General features: G+C 72.3%; 19 protein-coding genes and 1 pseudogene. 11 read left to right on the forward strand and 9 right to left on the reverse strand.

Going from position 1 to position 18,730, the window contains the following annotated elements; translation table 11 throughout:
- Positions 1–168 precede the first annotated feature (168 nt).
- A complete protein-coding gene (gene secA2 / locus BLR04_RS05705; RefSeq protein WP_090760290.1) occupies positions 169–2,349 on the forward strand; it encodes an accessory Sec system translocase SecA2 in 2,181 nt (726 codons plus the stop codon).
- Between the two features lie 6 nt (positions 2,350–2,355).
- Here the strand turns inward: secA2 and BLR04_RS05710 are convergent, their stop codons facing one another.
- Positions 2,356–2,952 (reverse strand): nucleotidyltransferase, encoded by a 597-nt coding sequence (locus tag BLR04_RS05710; RefSeq protein ID WP_090760295.1) that lies wholly within the window; start codon positions 2,950–2,952, stop codon positions 2,356–2,358.
- 71 nt (positions 2,953–3,023) lie between these two features.
- Positions 3,024–3,488, reverse strand: coding sequence for a YkgB family protein (locus BLR04_RS05715; RefSeq protein WP_090760297.1), 465 nt, complete (start codon positions 3,486–3,488; stop codon positions 3,024–3,026).
- A 209-nt stretch (positions 3,489–3,697) separates the two neighbouring features.
- On the opposite strand from BLR04_RS05715, the gene BLR04_RS40460 reads away from it, so the two are divergent.
- Together BLR04_RS40460 and BLR04_RS05720 are read left to right on the forward strand one after the other, a co-directional pair.
- A complete protein-coding gene (locus BLR04_RS40460) occupies positions 3,698–3,847 on the forward strand; it encodes a GPGG-motif small membrane protein (RefSeq protein ID WP_176902953.1) in 150 nt (49 codons plus the stop codon).
- 196 nt (positions 3,848–4,043) lie between these two features.
- Positions 4,044–5,777, forward strand: coding sequence for a PP2C family protein-serine/threonine phosphatase (locus tag BLR04_RS05720; RefSeq protein ID WP_090760299.1), 1,734 nt, complete (start codon positions 4,044–4,046; stop codon positions 5,775–5,777).
- Positions 5,778–5,781: 4 nt separating this feature from the next.
- Here BLR04_RS05720 and BLR04_RS05725 read toward each other — a convergent pair whose 3' ends face one another.
- The 3 genes from BLR04_RS05725 to BLR04_RS05735 are packed head-to-tail and all read right to left on the reverse strand — an operon-like array spanning position 5,782 to position 7,847.
- Entirely contained in the window at positions 5,782–6,510 is a 729-nt protein-coding gene (locus BLR04_RS05725; RefSeq protein ID WP_218128727.1) for a metallophosphoesterase family protein, read from the reverse strand.
- Positions 6,503–6,751 (reverse strand): BON domain-containing protein, encoded by a 249-nt coding sequence (locus BLR04_RS05730; protein WP_090760301.1) that lies wholly within the window; start codon positions 6,749–6,751, stop codon positions 6,503–6,505. The genes BLR04_RS05725 and BLR04_RS05730 overlap by 8 nt, the downstream gene beginning before the upstream one ends.
- Before the next feature lie 55 nt (positions 6,752–6,806).
- On the reverse strand, positions 6,807–7,847 hold the full coding sequence (locus tag BLR04_RS05735) for a DNA topoisomerase IB (RefSeq protein ID WP_245740040.1): 1,041 nt from the start codon (positions 7,845–7,847) through the stop codon (positions 6,807–6,809).
- A gap of 54 nt (positions 7,848–7,901) precedes the next feature.
- On the opposite strand from BLR04_RS05735, the gene BLR04_RS05740 reads away from it, so the two are divergent.
- The 3 genes and pseudogenes from BLR04_RS05740 to BLR04_RS41630 form a co-directional block, all read left to right on the forward strand.
- Positions 7,902–8,159 (forward strand): hypothetical protein, encoded by a 258-nt coding sequence (locus BLR04_RS05740; protein WP_143021967.1) that lies wholly within the window; start codon positions 7,902–7,904, stop codon positions 8,157–8,159.
- A gap of 7 nt (positions 8,160–8,166) precedes the next feature.
- On the forward strand, positions 8,167–9,177 hold the full coding sequence (locus BLR04_RS05745) for an SDR family oxidoreductase (RefSeq protein WP_090760305.1): 1,011 nt from the start codon (positions 8,167–8,169) through the stop codon (positions 9,175–9,177).
- A gap of 237 nt (positions 9,178–9,414) precedes the next feature.
- Positions 9,415–9,507: pseudogene (locus BLR04_RS41630) on the forward strand (hypothetical protein); the annotation flags it as partial.
- Positions 9,508–9,684: 177 nt separating this feature from the next.
- On the opposite strand, the gene BLR04_RS05755 reads toward BLR04_RS41630, so the two are convergent.
- Together BLR04_RS05755 and BLR04_RS05760 are read right to left on the reverse strand one after the other, a co-directional pair.
- Positions 9,685–10,068: a ChaB family protein gene (locus tag BLR04_RS05755; protein ID WP_090760306.1), complete on the reverse strand. Its 384-nt coding sequence runs from the start codon at positions 10,066–10,068 to the stop codon at positions 9,685–9,687.
- A 13-nt stretch (positions 10,069–10,081) separates the two neighbouring features.
- Entirely contained in the window at positions 10,082–10,363 is a 282-nt protein-coding gene (locus tag BLR04_RS05760) for a hypothetical protein (RefSeq protein ID WP_090760308.1), read from the reverse strand.
- Between the two features lie 74 nt (positions 10,364–10,437).
- Here BLR04_RS05760 and BLR04_RS05765 point away from each other — a divergent pair, with 74 nt between their 5' ends.
- The 3 genes from BLR04_RS05765 (at position 10,438) to BLR04_RS05775 (ending at position 15,014) form a co-directional block, all read left to right on the forward strand.
- Positions 10,438–10,911 (forward strand): shikimate kinase, encoded by a 474-nt coding sequence (locus tag BLR04_RS05765; RefSeq protein ID WP_245740041.1) that lies wholly within the window; start codon positions 10,438–10,440, stop codon positions 10,909–10,911.
- Positions 10,912–10,923: 12 nt separating this feature from the next.
- Positions 10,924–11,478 (forward strand): GNAT family N-acetyltransferase, encoded by a 555-nt coding sequence (locus tag BLR04_RS05770; RefSeq protein ID WP_090760312.1) that lies wholly within the window; start codon positions 10,924–10,926, stop codon positions 11,476–11,478.
- Between the two features lie 98 nt (positions 11,479–11,576).
- Entirely contained in the window at positions 11,577–15,014 is a 3,438-nt protein-coding gene (locus BLR04_RS05775; RefSeq protein ID WP_090760314.1) for a WD40 repeat domain-containing serine/threonine protein kinase, read from the forward strand.
- Here the strand turns inward: BLR04_RS05775 and BLR04_RS05780 are convergent.
- Together BLR04_RS05780 and BLR04_RS05785 are read right to left on the reverse strand one after the other, a co-directional pair.
- Positions 15,011–16,708 carry a serine/threonine-protein kinase gene (locus BLR04_RS05780; protein WP_176902955.1) on the reverse strand — a complete coding sequence of 566 codons (1,698 nt, stop codon included), beginning with the start codon at positions 16,706–16,708 and terminating at the stop codon, positions 15,011–15,013. The genes BLR04_RS05775 and BLR04_RS05780 overlap by 4 nt on opposite strands.
- 82 nt (positions 16,709–16,790) lie before the next feature.
- The gene (locus BLR04_RS05785) at positions 16,791–17,372 is read right to left on the reverse strand and encodes an HD domain-containing protein (RefSeq protein WP_090760316.1); all 582 of its coding nucleotides are present in this window, start codon (positions 17,370–17,372) and stop codon (positions 16,791–16,793) included.
- A gap of 60 nt (positions 17,373–17,432) precedes the next feature.
- Here BLR04_RS05785 and BLR04_RS05790 point away from each other — a divergent pair, with 60 nt between their 5' ends.
- Together BLR04_RS05790 and BLR04_RS05795 are read left to right on the forward strand one after the other, a co-directional pair.
- Positions 17,433–18,293, forward strand: a complete 861-nt coding sequence (locus BLR04_RS05790) for a DUF4429 domain-containing protein (RefSeq protein WP_090760318.1) — start codon at positions 17,433–17,435, stop codon at positions 18,291–18,293.
- A 95-nt stretch (positions 18,294–18,388) separates the two neighbouring features.
- On the forward strand, positions 18,389–18,718 hold the full coding sequence (locus BLR04_RS05795) for a hypothetical protein (protein WP_090760320.1): 330 nt from the start codon (positions 18,389–18,391) through the stop codon (positions 18,716–18,718).
- The last annotated feature ends 12 nt before the right edge of the window (positions 18,719–18,730 follow it).

The raw sequence follows: 18,730 nt of genomic DNA on the forward strand, positions 1-18,730 counted from the left end.
GACGGCCGGCACCACCGGATGCGCCGGCGGATGGGTTAAGGTCCGGTACGGCGACGCTGGCCGTATCGTCGCTCCGCTCCTTTGACGGCAGACCCTTGGCGAGGGAACAGAGGGAACGGTGTCGGCGAAGCGTGCGTTGGAGGAACTGTGGCCTCATTCAAGGGAATAGTGCGGAACCTCCTGGACCGGCCGGGAGGCGTCCCGCTGGCTCCCTACCAGAAGATCGTCAAGGCGGCGGACGCCCGGGCCGAGCGCGTCCGCGCGCTCGGCGAGCTGACGGCTCCCGACATGACCGACCTGGCGGAGTTCTGCGCCGTCGCCCGTGAGGCGGCCGACCGCACCCTGGGGCTGCGCCCCTACGACGTACAGCTGCTGGGCACGCTCGCCCTGCTCGACGGCAAGGTCGCCGAGATGGCCACCGGCGAGGGCAAGACCCTCTCCGGGGCCATGGCCGCGGCCGGGTACGCGCTGCAGGGCAAGCGGGTGCACGTGATCTCGGTCAACGACTACCTGGCCCGCCGCGACGCCGAATGGATGGCCCCGTTCTACGAGGCGCTCGGCGTCAGCGTGGGCTGGGTCGACCAGAACTCCACGCCGGAGGAGCGGCGCGCCGCCTACGCCGGCGACGTGACGTACGGGCCCGTCAGCGAGATCGGGTTCGACGTGCTGCGCGACCGGCTGCACACCGACGCGCAGCAGATCGTCGTCCCCGCGCCCGAGGTCGCTCTGGTCGACGAGGCCGACTCGGTGCTCGTCGACGAGGCCCGCGTGCCGCTCGTCATGGCCGGCTCCACCGACCCGGGCAACGCGGTGCCCGAGATGGCGGCCCTCGTCCGGCAGCTCGTACGCGGCTACCACTACGAGATCGACGAGCAGTCCCGCAACGTCTACCTCACCACGAAGGGCGCCGACAGCGTCGAGAACCTCCTCGGCGTCCAGCTCTACGACGAGAACGAGCCCGGCACCCTGATCGAGCTCAACCTGGCCCTGCACGCCCACGCCCTGCTGGCCCGCGACGTCGACTACATCGTCCGCGACGGCAAGGTGCAGCTCATCAACGCCTCGCGCGGCCGGGTGGCGCTGCTGCAGCGCTGGCCCGACGGCCTGCAGGCGGCGGTGGAGGCCAAGGAGGCGCTGCCGCCGAGCGAGAAGGGCGAGATCCTCGACTCCATCACCATCCAGGGCCTGATCCGCCGCTACCCGCAGATCTGCGGCATGACCGGCACCGCGGTGGCGGTCAGCGAGCAGCTCGGCGAGTTCTACGGGCTCAAGGTCGCGGTGATCCCGCCCAACCGGCCGTGCGTGCGGGTCGACGAGCCCGACCGCATCTACCCGACCGTGCCCGACAAGGACGCGGCCCTGGTGGAGGAGATCCAGGAGGTCCACGAGACGGGCCGGCCGATCCTCATCGGCACGCTCGACGTGGCCGAGTCGGAGAACCTCGCGAGGCTGCTGCAGCGGCGCGGCCTGGAGCCGGTCGTGCTCAACGCCAAGAACGACGCCGAGGAGGCCTCGATCATCGCCAGGGCGGGCGAGCGCGGCGCGATCACGGTCTCCACGCAGATGGCCGGCCGCGGCACCGACATCCGCCTCGGCGAGGGCGTGGCCGAACTCGGCGGCCTGTACGTGATCGGTTCCGGCCGGCACGCGAGCAGCCGCCTCGACGACCAGCTGCGCGGGCGCGCGGGCCGCCAGGGCGACCCGGGCGGCTCGGTGTTCTTCGTCAGTATGCAGGACGACCTGATCATCCAGTTCGTCCCCGACGAGCGTCCGCCGGCCGCCGACGCCGACGGCGTCGTCCGCCACCGGCGCGGCGCGTACCTCGTCGGGCACGCGCAGCGCGTGGCCGAGGGCGTCAACCTGGAGATTCACCGCAACACCTGGCGCTACACCCGGCTGCTGGAGCAGCAGCGGGAGCTGATCCTGGAGTGGCGCGACAAGGTCCTGCACGGCGACGCCGCCTCCAGGGCACTGGCGACGGCCGCTCCAGAACGCTGGGCGTCCATGCCCGAGGACACCCGCGACGAGACCGCCCGCCAGATCGTGCTGCACGCCATCGACAACTGCTGGACCGCCCACCTGGCGTTCCTGACCGACCTTCGCGAGGGCATCCACCTGCGGGCTCTCGGCCGGATGAGCCCGGTCGACGAGTTCCAGCGGGAGGCGGTGGCCGAGTACAAGTCGCTGCAGGCCGAGGTCGAGCGGCGCTCCGTCGAGTCGTTCGAGGCGGCCGAGCCCGACCTGCGGCGGCCTACGGCGACGTGGACGTACCTGGTGCAGGACAACCCGTTCGGCACCGAGTGGGACCGCATCCTGAAGCGGGTGTCGGCGGCGACCAGGCGCGGCTGATCCGCCTCACGGCCATTTGGGGTCGCCCGACGGCTTTACGGGCCCGTCGAGCACGCCCAGCCGCTCCAGCAGGGTGATGAACGTGGTCGCGTACGGCGAGTCGGCCGTCACCGCGGCCACGCGCGGCCAGTCGACCTGCTCGCGCAGCGCGCGCACCTGCGCCAGCAGCGCGCCGTAGTCGCAGGCGTGCTCCGACAGCGGCAGCAGCCACGAGATGACGAGGTCGGTGGCCTGCAGCACGGGCACGATCACGGCCGACGCCTTGAGCGGCTCGGCGCGGTCGAGCAGCTCGTCGGTGATCGGCAGGTCGGACACGCGGTAGATCAGATCGACCAGCCGGCCTTCGTCGTACGCCTTGACCAGCCAGTCCTCGGGCGGTTTGGCCGTCTGGAAGCCGATGGCGCGCAACGCTTCGAGGGCGGCGGGCACGTCGTGCTCGGTGAGGACGAAGTCGACGTCGTGCAGCGACGGCGCCGCGCCTCTGGCGTACGCGGCGCAGCCTCCCGCCAGCGCGAACTTCACTCCGTGGTCCTTCAGCCCGGAGCTGGCGCGCTTGAGCGTGTCCAAGATCGCATCGGTGACAGCGTGCCCGTGGCTGCTCATGCGGTCGGGCTACCCAAACTATGGTCAAGTAGGCGTTGAACGTGAGGTCTTCCGGGTAACCCGGGCGGCCGTCAGCACCGGGCGTCCTCCAGGGCGTCGGCGAGAGTCACCAGAGCGGCGCCGAGCAGCACGGTGTCCTTGATCAGGAACTGCCCCACGATGGACAGTTTCGGGGCCTTGTGGTTCTCCTGCCAGACCCCGGGGGTCGTGGCCAGGAAGCTGAGCGTGGTGGCGAACATCCCGGCGGCACCGAGGCTGCCGAGCGCCGAGGCGCGAGGGGCGAGCGGCTTGGCCGCGATCAGCGTGCCGAGCGCGATCTCGGCCACGCCGATGAGCCTGGCGAGCCGCTGCTCGCCCAGCTTGGTGACGAGTGGCGCGAACATCGGATGCGAGGTGACCAGGGCGCGGATGTTCTCGACCTCGTAGTCCTCGAACTTGAGCCGTCCGATCCACACCAGGTTGAGCGCGAGTGCCGCGCGGAGCGTCGAGAGCCCCGCGGTCCGCAGGCACGTGGCGGGCGTGCAGCGCTTCCTCATTCCGGTATCCCTTCAGCGGGCGAATGCAACGAATACGCTGTCCAGCCACCGAGGCGACTAACCAAGGGCGAGTTCAAGGCTTGCTGATGTCCGCGACAGCGCCTGTACGCCCGAGACGAGGAAATAACCGAAGGCCATAGAAAGGCGGCAGTTCCTGGCAAGGGATGAGAAACATGTTAAGCCGCTGATGCTGAGGGCAGTGGCAGCTCATGGTTACTTTGCTCTGGATCATCGCCGTCATTCTCGTCATCGCCGGGATCTACGTGATCCTGGCCAGGCGCGACATCCTCTGGGGGATCGTGCTGATCGTCCTCGGGCTCCTCGTCGGGCCCGGTGGTGTCAGCATCTTCAATGTCTAGGGACGTCGCCACGGTTTTTCCGTCACCCATGACCGGCGTCGCTGGGCCGGTCCACGAGAACGGCCCAGCGACGCTGACCACCTTTGACTGAAATATCAGCACGTAAGCCTCTTATTTCCCCTGCCAAGGGCAATAGACGCATGTGTCGGAATATGCGCCGTTCATCCGTTACGAAACCGGCGCCGCATCCGCAAGGGTGCGCGACCAGCTCGCACGGTTGCGGCAGCACATGCGCAGCGAGGCGATCCTCGCCGAGGCGACCGCCCGGCTGGCCATCAAGCTGAACGTCCGTCCGAGCGAGGCCGCGGAGGACCTCGCCCGGTCGGCCCGGCACAGCGGGATGGAACTCGTCGAGGTCGCGCGGGGCGTGGAGCGCCCGCCCGACCAGGTCAAGAAGCCGACCGAGGTGCCCAACTGGCTGCGCGGCACCCTGGAGGTCGTCCACTCGTCCGTCGTCTACCTCACGCCGATCCGCGGCGCGTCCGGCCGCGTCGTGGACTTCCGCGTCTTCGCCGCCAACGACCGCGCCACCACGGTGACCGGCCGGATGGGACCCGACCTGGTCGGACGCCGCCTGCTCGCGATCAGCCCCGGCGCGGCGAGCTCGGGCCTGCTGGAGGAGTACTTCGCGGTCTACGAGACCGGCGAGCCGTTCCAGCGCGAGCCGATGGACTACGTCGAGGTCAGGGACTACGTGCTCTGGCCCGCCACGCTCAGCGTACGCGCGGCCCGGATCGACGACGGCGTCCTCGCCGCCTGGCGGCTGCTGGACGAGGAGGAGCTGCTCGTCTCCGGATGGGAACGCGCCCAGCGGCTGGCCGAGCTGGGCTGGGGCGAATGGAACCTGGCCTCCGACCGCGCGCTGTGGACCCCCCAGATGTACGAGATGTTCGGCCGCGACCGCTCCGAGGGCCCGATGCCGCTGGAGGACCTGCCCTGCTCGGTGGTGCCGGAGGACCTCCCGATCGTCGAGGAGCAACTGCGCTCGCTGCTGGAGTTCCGTGAGGCCGTCGAGACCGAGTACCGCATCCTGCACCGCCACGGCGTACGGCACCTGAGCATGCTGAGCGAGCCGATCCTCGACGCGAACGGCGTACCGGTCAAGGTGCGCTGCCTGGCACAGGACGTCACGCACAACCGGCGCAGGGAACGCGCCCTGGCCGTGGCGCACGAGCAGGCCCTGCGGCAGCGCCGGCGGGCCGAGGAGGAGCACCGGATCACCATCCAGCTGCAGAACACGATCCTGCCGGTGCGCAGCGGCGTCGCCGACCTGCCGGGGCTCACCGTCGCGGTGCGCTACCTGCCGGGCGAGGACCTGTGGCGGCTGGGCGGCGACTGGTTCAAGGCCCGCACCATCCCCGACGGCAGGGTGCTCATCGCCATCGGCGACGCCATGGGACACGGGCTGACCGCGGCGAGCGTCATGCTCCAGACGCGCGCGGGCCTCGCTGGTCTGGCGTACACGGGAGCGCCGCCCAGCCGGCTGGCCACCTGGCTGAACGACCTCGTCGTCAACTCATCGGGCGTGACGGTCACCAGCACCGCCATCATCGGCCACTTCGACCCCGGCAACCGGATATTCTCCTGGACGAACGCCGGGCACCCCCCGCCCATCCTCGTCAGGGACGGCGTGGCCGAGCTGGTCGAGAGCAGGACCGGCATCATGCTCGGCGCGTTCGACGCCACCGAGTACGGCATGTCCAGCCTCCAGCTGCAGCCCGACGACCTCCTGGTGTTCTACACCGACGGGGTCGTCGAACGGCGCGGCAGGGACCTCGGCTCCGGCCTTGACGCCCTCATCCAGGCGGCCGGCCTCTGCGAGCACGACGAATGCGAGAACCTCGAGAAGCTGATCGACTGCCTGCTGCGCAAGCTCGGGGCCGAGACGGCCGAGGACGACGTCTGCGTGATGTGCGTACGGGTGCTGTGAGCTCCTAGGCGTCGGCGCAGGTCAGGCAGTAGACCGCGTACGCCCTGCCGAGCACCGGCAGCGCCACGTTGCGGACCCGGATGCCGCCCGGCGTCATGCCCTTCTCGCTGCCCTTGTGCGCGTGACCGTGCAGGATGAGGTCGGCCCCGGCGGTGTCCACCGCCTCGGCCAGCAGGTAGCTGCCGAGGAAGGGATAGATCTCGTGCGGCTCGCCCTCCAGCGTCTCCTTGATCGGGGAGTAGTGGGAGAGCACCACGCGGTGGTCGGCCTCGATCTCCTTGAGCGCCGCCTGCCACGCCTCGGCGATGCTCCTGGTGTGCGAGACGAAGTTCTTGATCTCCCGCTCGCCGAACTCGCTGGCGCACTTGCCCGCGAACCCGCCGCCGAAGCCCTTGCCGCCGACGACGCCCAGCTTCCGCCCGCCGGCCTGGATCACCACGCCGTCGTCGTCGAGGACGATCACGCCCGCGTCCCGCAACTCGTCGGCGATCTCCTGCTCCAGGTCGGAGTGGTAGTCGTGGTTGCCGAGCACCGCGACGGTGGGGATCGGCAGTCCGCGCAGCTCGGCCGCCACGAGCTTGCCCTCCTGGAGGGTGCCGTGCCGGGTCAGGTCGCCCGCGATCAGGAACACGTCGGCGCGGTCCTCGATGCCCGCCAGGCTTCTCCGGTAGTGCCCTCTGACGTCCTCTCCCAGGTGGATGTCGCCCACAGCCGCTATGCGCAGGTCAGTCAAGATGCTCATCCTCCCCCGGCTCGGTGGCTTCGACGACGTTGATCTCGTTGTGCACGTGCAGCTCGGGCGCGGCCTCGTGCGCCACCAGCCCCAGCCGCTCGCGCTGCTCGGGCCCGCTGACCTGGCCGCGCAGGAACAGCTGGTCGCCTCGTATGTCGACGCGAATGCCGAGCTCGTGCGTGCGTCCGTCCTCGGCCAGCGCCTGCTGGACGCGGGCCGCGACGTACTGCGGAGCTTCCATCGCTCGCCTCCCTCTTCTGTCGCCGCATGCCCCCGAGCGGGCACATCAAACGACTTCAAACAGCGCGTATGAGTTGTATGACCGCACGTTCGACCGGGCCCGCCGTGGCGAGCTGCCCGGCGTCCACGTCCGCCCCGAGCTCGGTGAGCGCGGGCGCGATCGTCCTGTCCCGCTCGTACGCCTCCACCACGCGCGGATCCACGTACGACGCCCGCGCCACGGTCGGCGTGTTGCCGAGGTACGTGGAGACCTCCCGCATCACGCGGGTGATCGCCCGTTTCTTGCTGCCCTGCCCCGCCCGGCCCGCCGGCCTGGACACCGCGAGGCCCACGGCCGCGAGCACGGTGGCGTGCCAGGTGCGGAAGTCCTTGGCGGTGACCTCGTACCCGATGGTGTCGCGCAGGTACTCGTTGATGTCCTCGCTGCGGATGTCCCGCCAGCCACCCTCGTACCGGTAGCGCAGCAGCTCGCCGTCCACGCGCAGCGCCTTCAGCGAGCGCAGCACCTTGCACACGGCAGGGTCGGACACCTCGACCTCGCGCGGGGCGTCCCCCTTGGCCTGGTAGGCGCAGACGGCGGTGCCGCCCGAGCACGTGACGTGCTCCATCCTGAGCGTGGCGAGGCCGTAGGTGTCGTAGTTCTCGCCGCCGATGCGGAAGAAGCCGATGTCGAGCAGCCGCGCCGCGGCGGCGAGGACTCGCTGCCGGGTCAGGCCGCGGCCCTTCAGCTGGTCGTCGACGGCCTTGCGGAACGCGGGCAGCCGCTCGGCCACCTCCAGCACCCGGTCGAACTTCGCCCTGTCCTGCTGCTCGCGCCAGACGTCGTGGTAGCGGTACTGCCGCCGCCCGGCGCTGTCGGTCCCCACCGCCTGGAGGTGGCCGTGGGGCGACACGCAGATCCACACGTCCTTCCAGGCCGGCGGGATGGCCAGAGCCTTGATCCGCTCCAGCGTCGCGCGGTCGCGCACCGGCTGCCCCAACGGGCCGACGTAGCTGAACCCGCGGCCACGCCGCTGCCGGGTGATGCCCGGCTCGTTCTGCTCGCTGACGTGCAGGTCGATGTCGTCGCCGGGGTAAAGGGGAGTTCGTTCGGCCACCTGGCGCGGCTACCCGAGACGTTAAACGGCAAACGGCGCGGGCAGGTGGGCCGCATGCATGACAACGGAAAGTGGCACGAGGACCGGGACGCGCGCGGCCACGCCATGGTGCCCGCGACGCCCCGCGACGTGATGCACATCAGGGTGGGTTCGTTCCTGCTGGTCTTCCTGTTCGCGTTCACGGTGCTGGGCATCATCGCGCGGGCGCCGGTGATGGCCGGCATCGCGGTCGCCGCGGCCGTGGTCACGATCATCGACATCGCGCTGGCGGTACGCCGGCAGAAGCGACGCGGCGACGGAGAGGCGGGCTGACGGCGGCATGACATCACTTCGAGGGCGGGTCGTGGTGGTGACGGGCGCGAGCGGTGGTGTGGGGCGGGCCGTCGTGCGGGAACTCGGCGCGCGGGGGGCCAGGGTCGCCCTGATCGCCCGGGGGGTGGCGGGCCTCGGCGCGGCGGCGGTCGACGTCGGCGTGCAGGGCGGCACGGCACGGGTGTACGAGGCCGACGTCGCCGACTACGAGCAACTGCGCAGCGCGGCCGAGAGCGTCGAGGCGGAGATGGGACCGATCTCCGTATGGATCAACACCGCTTTCTCCTCGGTTTTCGCCAAATTTCAGGACATCACGCCCGAGGAGTACGAACGTACGACCGCGGTCACCTACCTCGGCTACGTCTGGGGCACCAGGATCGCGCTCGACCTGATGCGCCCGCGCAACGCCGGCGCGATCGTCCAGACCGGGTCGGCCCTGTCCTACCGCGGCATCCCCCTGCAGTCGGCGTACTGCGGGGCCAAGCACGCCATCAAGGGGTTCACCGAATCGCTCCGCACCGAGCTGATGGCCGACGACAGCGGCATCCACGTCACGCTCGTGCAGCTCCCCGCGGTCAACACGCCGCAGTTCGAGTGGGTGCTGTCCAAGCTCCGCGGCCACCCGCAACCCGTACCCCCGATCTACCAGCCGGAGGTCGCGGCGCGCGCGATCGTGCACGCGGCCGAGCACCCCGAGCGCAAGGAGTACTGGGTCGGCGCCAGCACGGTCGCCACCCTCCTCGCCCAGCGGGCCGTCCCGGCCCTGGTGGACCGCTACCTGGCCAGGACCGGCGCGAAGTCCCAGCAGACCGACGAGAAGGAGCCGACCGGGGTGGCGAACCTGTGGGAGCCCGCCGACGAGTCCACCGACTACGGCGCCCACGGCACGTTCGACCACCGCTCGCACGGGAGCAGCCCCCAGCTCTGGCTCTCCCGGCACCGCCGTCCGGTGCTCCTCACCCTCGCCGGCGGCGCGGCCGCGGCCGGCCTCGCCGCCCTGCGCGCCAGGCGCTCCTGAGCCGGTTCCCCCCGCTCCCCCGGCGTCACGTCAGGCGCACCAGGCGCGGGCAGGCGGAGCCGGAAAAGGCGGCGGGAGCGATCTCCGACGCGGAGCTGCTGACGTTCCGGCGCCGGGGCAGCCGCCTGGAGGGGCACCCCACGCCCCGGCTGCTCTGGGTCGACGTCGCCACCGGCTCGCTCGGCCAGGGACTGCTACGCGCGCAAGTTCGGGGCGTTCGGGTGGCACACGATCGAGGTGGACGGGCACGACCTCCGCCGGATCGACGACGCGCTGGACGACGCCCGCGCCACGCGCGGGCGTCCGACCGTCATCCTGGCCAGGACCCGCAAGGGCGCCGGCGCGACCGAGGTGGAGGACCACGCCCACGGCAAACCGCTCAAGGCAGGAGCGCCCGTGCCGGCACCGGCCCGTTACGGGCAGCAGAGAGGGCGACGGCTTCGGGCCGTCGCCCTCTCTGTCGGCGGTCGGGCCTTCGGGGAAACACGGGCCCGCCCGGCGGGGCGGTCAGCGGGACTTGGCGGTCTGCCTGCGGTTCGCCTTCTTGATGGCGTCCACCAGCTCCTGCTTCTTCATCTTCGTCCGCCCCTTGATGCCCAGCCTGGCGGCCAGGTTCCGCAGGTGCCCCTTGCCGGCGTTGGCGTCGACGCCCTCGTCGGTCCGCCCCGACCGGTCCGTCGCGCCCTTGTCCGAGGGCCCCTTCTTCCCCTTCGGCTCCCAGTGGTCGCCCACCTTCTCGAAGGAGTGCTTGAGCGCGGCGAAGGCCGTCATGTGGGCACGCCGCCCCTCCCCGTACTCCTTCACGGCGGAGTCGTGCGCCTTGATCCACGTCCGTTGCGCCTTCTTCGGCGAACGCCGGATCGTCGACGGCAGTTCCTCGACGCCTGGCATCCCGGTTCACCTCCTACAGCGGTGGTTCGTCGTAGCGGCGCCGCTCCTCGTACACGGTCGTCCGGCGGGCCTCGGGCTCCTCGTGGATCTCGTGGCGGCGTACGGGCTCGTCGATGGGACCGACGGCCCTGCGCGCCACGCTGATCCGGTAGAGGCCGAACAGGAGTCCGACCAGCCCGCCGAGCATGAGGACGACACCGACCACGTTGATGTCGAGGCCGGCGAGGTCGAACTCGACGGCCCAGGTGAGAATCGCGCCGAGCATGATGAGGATGATGCCTCCGGCGATGGTCATCAGCTTTACCTCCTTGACACGAAGGAACCTCTATCCCCATGACGAAAAACAAACCAATCGTGGTAATCGGGCTGATGGGTTCGGGGAAGACGACCGCCGGACGCCTGATCGCGGACGCGCTCGGGCTGCCGCTGAGCGACAGCGACCCGTACCTGAGATCCACCCACAAAGGCACCGCCGCGCAGATCGCCGACCGCGAAGGGGCCGACGCGCTGCACCGGTACGAGGCCGAGCACCTCCTGCTCGCGCTGGACGGCGAGCCGAAGGTGATCGCGGCGGCGGCCGGCACGGTCGAGGACCCTCATGTGCGGGCGGCGCTGCGCAAGGCGTTCGTGGTCTGGGTCGACGCCCCCGACGAGGTGCTGGCCAGGCGGATGCGCTCCGGCGACCACCGTCCCCACTTCCGCCCGAAGCAGCTGCGGGCCCGGCGCGAGCCGTACTTCCGCGAGGTGGCGGACCTGGTCTGCGACGTCAGTGTGCTCCGCCCCGAGCAGGTGCGCGACGCCGTGCTGCGCGAAATGGGTTTGCCCGAAGGCGAGCACACCTGATAGTCCACGGGGGTGTTCGCTGCGAAACCCACGCTCACCGGAGAGCGCGTCACCCTTGTCCCGGCCGGCCCGGAGCACGTCGACGGCCTGATCGAGCTCATCTCCGACCCCGAGGTCACCCGGCTGACCGGCTCGCACGGCGAGATCAGCCACGAGGCGGCCCGCCAGTGGTACGCCACCCGCGCCGACCAGCGCGACCGGCTCGACCTCGCCATCATGGCCGGCGGCGAGTACGTCGGCGAGGTCGTGCTCAACGAGCTCGACGCCGCCAACCTGTCCTGCAACCTGCGCATCGCCCTGATCGGGCCGCGCGCCTTCGGCAAGGGCTACGGCAGCGAGGCCATCTCCCTCGTCCTCGACCACGCGTTCGGCACCACGCCGCTGCACCGCATCAGGCTCGACGTGTTCGACTTCAACGACCGGGCCCGGCACGTCTACGAGAAGGCGGGCTTCGTGGTGGAGGGCGTCGAACGCGATTCCCTGCTGTGGGACGGCGCCTGGCACGACTCGGTGCTCATGGCGATCCTCCGCCCCGAGTGGCAGGCAAGATCGGGAGTGCTGGCATAATGATCATGACGCACGGGTCCCCCGAGGCGCGCGGGGGACACCGTGACGTCGTTTTTGCCAACCAATGGGTGGTGTCGTGCATCTAAGCTGCAGTGACGATGCGCTTGGTGCCCGGTGATCCAGAAAGGCTTGGCGGCTTCTGGCTGGCCGCCAGGCTGGGTGCCGGCGCGCGCGGCGTCGTCTACGACGCCTACGACGACGAAGGCCGCCGGTTCGCCGTCACCGTCCCGCGCGCCCCTACCCGTGAGGCCCACCGGTTCGCCCAGCTGACCTGCCGCCACCTGGCGCGCGTGGTCGCCGCCGGCGCCGACGCGGGCGTCCCCTACCTCGTGAGCGAGTTCGTCGACGGCCCCGATCTGCGGCGGGCCGTCGAACTGCACGGCCCGTACACGGGCGACGAGCTGGTGGCGCTGGCCGCCGCCCTAGCCTCGGCGCTGCGCGCGCTGCACGAGGCAGGGCTGACGCATCGAGGGCTCGACCCGTGCAGCGTGCTGCTGGCCTCCGGCGGTCCGAAGCTGATCGAGCTGGGGCTGGAGGCCGAGACGAGCCTCGCCGGGTCGTACACGTACCTGGCTCCCGAGGTCGTGACCGGGCAGGAGCCGGACGCGGCGGCCGACGTGTTCGCGTGGGGCGCCGTCGTCATGTTCGCGGCCACGGGCCGTGACCCGTTCCACGGCGACAGTCTGGGCGGCGTCATGCACCAGCTGCTCGCCGTCGATCCCGACCCGAGCGGCCTGCCCGCGTCCCTGTGCGAGCTGGTCGGACGGGCGCTGGCCAAGGACCCCGCCGACCGGCCCGCGGCGTCCGAACTGCTCGTCGAGAGCGCGACCGAGCTGTCCATGCCCGACGGTCACGTACGGGCGCCGTCACTGGGCGAGCGGGCCGAGCTGGTCTACCTGTCGCTCTCGCCCACGCAGCAGCAGGAGGTGCCGAGCCTGCTGCTGCGCCTGCTCGACGGCGACAGCCCGCACGACGAGGGCGACGTGCTGCGCCCCCTCATGGAGGGCGGCCTCGTCGTCCGCCGCAGCGTCCGCGTGCCGCCCGCAGAGACGCCCGTGGGCAAGCTGGTCGCCGTCAGCGACGACCGGGTGTCCCCCGTCAGCGCCGCGCTCTACCGGGCCTGGCCCCGGCTGCGCCGGTGGGTCGCCGACGAACGCGACGGCCTGGCGGCGCACCGCCGCATCCGCGAGGCCGCCCGCCGCTGGTCCGACCACCGGCGCGGACGCGGCCGGCTGCTGCGCGGCCGTGAGCTCGACGCCGCGCTCGGCTGGGCCGCGACGAAGCGCCGCCACGTACGGCTCAACCAGCTCGAACGCGACTTCATCGCCGACAGCCTGGCGATGTCCAGGCAGCGCAGGAGGCTCCTCGCGCCGTCGCTCGCGGCGATGGGGGCGCTGCTCGCGGTGGCCGTGACCATGTTCGTGGTGTCGGTGCAGGGGCAGAACGACCTGCGCGGCCGGCTCCTGGAGGCCGACGCCCGGGCCGTGGCGGCGCGGGCCGAGGCGCTGCGGTCGTCCGACCCGCGTACCGCGATGCGGCTGAGCGTGGCCGCGTGGCGGTTGTCGCCCGAGCTGGAGGCGCGGGTCGCGCTGCAGGCGTCGCTGGTGCAGCCGGAGCTCGCCGTCTTCACCGCCCCTGGCACCGGCGGCACCCATCGGCTGCACGGCGACGACCTCCTCAGATGGGACGCCGGCGCGGTCACCGTGTGGGACGTCGCGGGCGGGCGGCGGGCGGCGTCGTACCCGTTGCCGCCGGGGACGAGGGCCGTGAGCGACGACGGGCGCTTCGCCGAGGGGGCCGACGGGAAGCCGTTCGAGGTGGCCACCGGGCGGGCCCCCGGCGCGACCGTCTTCGCGATCAGCAAGGGCAACAGGACGACCGTCTACGACGGCACGCGCGTGCTGTTCGACGTGACCGACCGCAGGGTCGCGGTCGCCCCCGGCGGGTCCACGGTCGCCATGTCCGCGCTGGACGGCCAGGTCGAGCTGTGGGAGGTCACGCCCGAGCGGGCGCGGGCGGGCGTCGTCCGCGTCGAGCCGCTCACGGGGGCCGACGCGGCGGCCCCCGCGCTGGCCTTCAGCCCGTCCGGCGGCACGCTCGCCGTCGCCGGGCGCGACGGCGTCACGCTCGTGGAGACGCCGTCGCCGCGCCCGGCCGCGTCCTCGCAGCCGCCCCAGCCCGCGTCGGTCAGGACCAGGCCGATGGAGCCGTCGGGTGCGGTGCCCGCGAGCGTGCAGCATGCCAAGGCCGCGGACGGCGAGCCGCACGAGCTCCACGAGTTCCACGTCACCCGGCTGACCCCCGCCCCTGCCGCCGGGAAGAGCCCGCCCAGGGAACCGGTCGTGCAGAAGCAGGAGGCCACGGGCTGGGGCGTCGAGATGCTGGACGGCGTCGAGACCGTGCCCGGCGCATCCGCCGGGTGGCTCGCGTTCAGCCCCGACGGCCGCCTGCTCGCCCTGCCCGGCGACGGCGAGGTGCAGGTATGGAACGTCGCCGACCATCACCTGACCGGCGCGTACCCGCTCAGGGGCCAGGCCGGCGGTCTCGCGTTCTCCTCCGACGGCCGCGTGCTGCGCTACCTCACCGCCACCGGCTCGGTCGTCTCCCTCGACGTCTCCGGCCTGCCGTCGCCCTCCGGCGACGACCACGTGGCCGCGTTCTCCGGCGACGGCCGCGTCGCGGCTCAGGAGGTCGGCAACGCGATCGAGCTCACCGACGCCGTGTCGCGAAGGGCGCTCGGCCGCATCGACGCCTCCGGCGACCTGGCCTTCGACGCGACGGGCCGGCTGCTGGCCGTCGCGGGCGACCCGGTGACCGTGTGGCAGGTGGCCGACGGCCGGCGGGTGGCCTCCGTCGCGGCGGGCGGCGCCGTCCTCGCGGTGGCGCTCTCCCCCGACGGCCGCACGCTCGCGACCGCGCGCGGCTCCGTCCTGGAGACCTGGGACGTCCGCACCGGACACCGGATCGCCGCGTACGAAGGGGCGGGCGATCCCGCCCTCGCCTTCAGCCCCGACGGCACGACGCTGGCCGCCGGGGCGCGGCTGGTCGACCTGCGGACGGGACAGGTCACCCCGCTGGAACGGGCCGCCAGGGCCGGCGCCCAAGGGGAGACGACCGCGCTCGCGTTCTCGTCCGACGGCCGCCGGCTGGCGTTCGGGCTGCGCAACGGCCGGGTGCTGCTCTGGGACGTCCGCACCCGCCGGTCGCTCGGCACCATCGAGACGGGCCCGTCCCAGGTCGACGAGCTGCGCTTCTCCCCCGCGGGCGACCTCCTCGCGGTCGACGCGACGCGCACGTCGCTGTGGGACACCCGCACGCTGCGCGAGACAGGACAGGTCGGCGCGTGGGCGGGCGGCCTGGCCTTCAGCCAGGACGGCAGGCGGCTGCGCGGCGTGACGCTCGACGGCGCCGTACGCGAGACCGCGGTCGATCCGGCGCTGGCCGCGCAGGAGGTGTGCGCCCGCGCGGGCGGCCCGCTGAGCAAGGCCGAGTGGAGCCGCCTGATCCCGGAGAGCGGCTACCGCAAGATCTGCTAGTCGTCGGGGTAGAGCTTCAGCACCTTGCCCTTGGGGTTGGCCACGAGGTAGCCCGAGCGGTAGTCGTCGGACACGTACACCAGCAGCACCTGCCGCGTCGAGGCGAAGGCGTAGTCGGGGTCGACGATGAGGTAGCGCCTGGTCGGCCTGGGCACGCCCAGGTCGTTGTCCGCTCGCTTGAGCAGGCGCGGGACGGTGTCCCAGTCGAAGCCCGCCAGGTCGACCAGCGGCGCTTCCACCTTGCCGCCGTGACCCGCGCGGGCGACCCCGCCGTCGCGGTAGACGTACGTGTCGTACAGTTCGGGGTCGTCCTTCAGCGGCACGTCGATGGAGGCGTACGTCGGGTAGACCACCATCTCGACGACCTTGCTGCCGCCGATGACGGGCTTCAGCTTGGCGATCATGTCGCGGATGCCCGCGGGGGTCAGCAGGTTGACCGGAGCGGGAGTGGACGCCGGAGGCGAGGACGACGCGGCCGGACCGGAGGTCGGCGTCACCCGGGCGGCCGCCGGGGTGCGGCCCACGTCGGGCGCGGGGATCAGCTGCCAGACCAGCACGCCGGCGACCACGACCGCCGACAGCGACACCGCCACCGCCGCTCCCGTGCCGCCACGGCGCCGGGCGGGCGGCCTGGTCGGCTCCCACGGCCCCTGCTGGGCCGGCGGGACGGTCCCATGGGGCCGGCCGACCGGAGGCCGCGAGCCGTTGGGCTGCCCCGGCACGGGCGTCGCGCCGCCGGGCTGCGACGCCATCGGGGGCGGCGAGGACGGGTGCGAAGGGCCGGTCGGCCGCCAGGAGGCCTGCGACGGGTTCGGCTGCCAGGCGGGCGGCGCGCCGATCGGCTGCCGGCCCGGCGGCTCGGACGCTCCGGGGTCGGCCGCGGCGGCCAGCATGAGATCGAGGGTCTCGATGTCGGGCCTGGCCGCCGTGTCGCGGATCAACAGCGCCTTCAGGACCGGGCCGAGCGGCCCGGCGCGCTCCGGCGGCGGCACGTCCTGGTTGAGCACGGCCGCCAGCGTCGCGAGCGTGCTCGACCGGCGCAGCGGGTGCCGCCCCTCGACGGCGACGTACAGCATCATGCCGAGCGACCACAGGTCGGAGGCCGGGTCGCCCTCGACGCCGTTGATGCGCTCTGGCGCCATGTACTCGGGCGAGCCGATGAACGCGCCCGTGGCCGTCAGGCTCGTCGACTCGCGTACGGCCGCGATGCCGAAGTCGGTCAGCACCGAACGGCCGTCCTCGCGCAGCAGGACGTTCGCCGGCTTGATGTCGCGGTGGAGGATGCCGACCGCGTGGGCGGCCCGCAGGGCCGACAGCACCTCGCGGCCCAGGCGGGCGGCGTCGGCGGGCGGCATCGGGCCGCGTTCCAGGCGGTCCTGCAGCGAGCCGCCGGTCACCAGCTCCATGACGATCCACGGGTAGCCGTGCTCGCCCGGGTCGACGATGTGGTGGATGGTGGCCACGTGCGGGTGGTTCAGCCGGGCCAGCGCGCGGGCCTCGCGCAGCACCCGGGCGCGCAGCTCGGCTGCGCCCGCTGGGTTGTGCTCGTGCATGGACGGGTCGGGCGGACGCACCTCTTTCAGGGCGACATCGCGCTCAAGGGCGACATCACGGGCCCGCCACACCAGGCCCATGCCCCCGCCGCCGAGCCGCTCCAGGAGTTCGAAGCGGCCGTCGATCACCCGATTGCGCATGCAGAGCAGCGTAGGCCCGACCCGCCGCCTCCGCCATGGGACGCGCGATCCCGCCCAGCACGGCGCTTCCTGGACGGGCGGGTCATGCCGGCCAGCGTTCCACCCGGCGCCAGCGCTCCCGCCACTGCGCGAACCACTCCGCGAACCACGGGTGGACGCCCGCGAGCGGCAGCACGTACGCGACGGTCTCCAGGTAGTAGCGCCGCTGGAACCGCCACGGCATCCGCTCCAGCTCCTGCACGTTGCTCGCCCGGTCGGCCAGCTTCACCAGCACGGCCGGCCGCGGCGCCCTGGCGAGCGCGGCCAGGTGGTCGGCCTTCGCGGTGCCGTCCGGCCTGGTCACCCACCGGACGAACGCCGCCACCTCGGCGCCGAACGCCCGCGCCACCTCGCCCTCCGTGCACGAGGTGTCCTCCAGGACGTCGTGCAGCACGATGGAGACCAGGACGTCACGCTCACGCAGCTCCGCTCCCGTCACCGCCACCTGCAGCGCCTCCAGCAGGTGCTCCAGGTAGGGGCGCCCGGTGGGCCGCTGCTGCGCGCCGTGCCGGCGCGCCGCGAACGCGACGGCCCGGCGCAGGTCGTCGACGGTGGACGCCGGGAGCGCCCGCGCCAGAGGCTCCTCGGCGTGCGCCCAGGACGGCCAACTCGTGAAGGTCCGCATTCCGCTCCTCGTCGTCGCTCGCACCTGTGATCGTCCCCTGGCGTCCCCTAGGCTGAGCCTATGGCCGAGCTCGCCGTACCGGACGGGTCCTGGACGTTCTCCGGGGAAGTGCTGCACATCGTGCCCGGCAGCGGGCGGGACGTCCACGATTTGCGGAAGACGCTCGGTGAGGTGCGGGTGCCGCTGGAGGCGATCGCGGGCGCCACGTTCGAACCCTCGCGCAAGGGCGGCCACCTGAGGCTGCGGCTGCGCAAGGGGGCCGACGCGCTGCACGACGTGGTGGCGGGAGCCCTGCACGCGCCCGCCGACCCGTACCGGCTGGCGGTGCCGAAGCCCCGGGTGGGCGCCGCCGAGTACTTCGCCGACGAGGTTCGCGACATGCTGCTCGTCTACCAGACGCCGAGCGGGCCGTGCGAGGACTACCTCGTGCCCCCGCCCGAGGTGCCGATCTCGGCCACGGCGGGCGACGGCACGGTCTTCTTCGACGGCGAGCGCGTCCGGCTGGAGTGGTCGGCGTTCGCGAGCACGGTGAAGGAGACGGCCGGGCCGCAGGAGTTATCGCTGCGCGACCTCGTGGGCGTCGAGTGGAAGCCGCAGTCCGGCATGGCGTACGGCAACCTGCGCTTCCGGGTCAAGGGCGAGGGCCCCGCGCTGTCGCCGGACAAGGACGTCCACTGCGTCTCCTGGGGCATCCAGCGGTACGGCGGCGCGACCGCGCTGGTGGCCGCCGCCGTGCTCGCCCGTCTGCCTCGTGAGGTTCCTGAGCTGCCGCCCGCGCCGCCGCCGGTCTCCGACGACGTGCACGACGCGGTGCTGCGCCGCCTGGCCGAGCTGGGCGCGCTGCACCGTTCCGGTGTGCTGACCGACGACGAGTTCACGGCGGCCAAGCAGGCGATGATCCGCCGCCTCCAGGAGCCCTGACCGCGCGGCCACGAAGCCCTCACCGCACTGGGCGTGTCGTCGCACTGTGCGTACGATCGGCTACGCAGAGTGAATGACGATCTCCTGGAGGGCTCATGTTCAAGGCGATGCGCGTCGCCGCCGCGGCCGGGTCGTTCGCGCTGCTGTCGGCCGGGCTGTCGGCGCAGCCCGCGGCGGCGGCCACCCACCTGCGGTGCGACACCTTCGTCCACGCCCAGGACAACGATCTCGGCATCGCCTCATGCACCAACCCCACCGGCCAGACGTGGAGGTTCCGCGCGGTGGTCGTCTGCGGGCTGGCGCCCGACGTGGTCGGCGAGTGGGTGACCCTGCAACCCGGCGCGTACGGCGAGTCGCAGGGCTACTGCGGCGGCATCTTCACCAGCGGCGTCGGCGCCGTCGGCGTGGACGAACGCCTGGTGTGAGCAATGCCCGGC

Source organism: Nonomuraea maritima, assembly GCF_900100395.1.
Taxonomy (GTDB): Bacteria; Actinomycetota; Actinomycetes; order Streptosporangiales; family Streptosporangiaceae; genus Nonomuraea; species Nonomuraea maritima.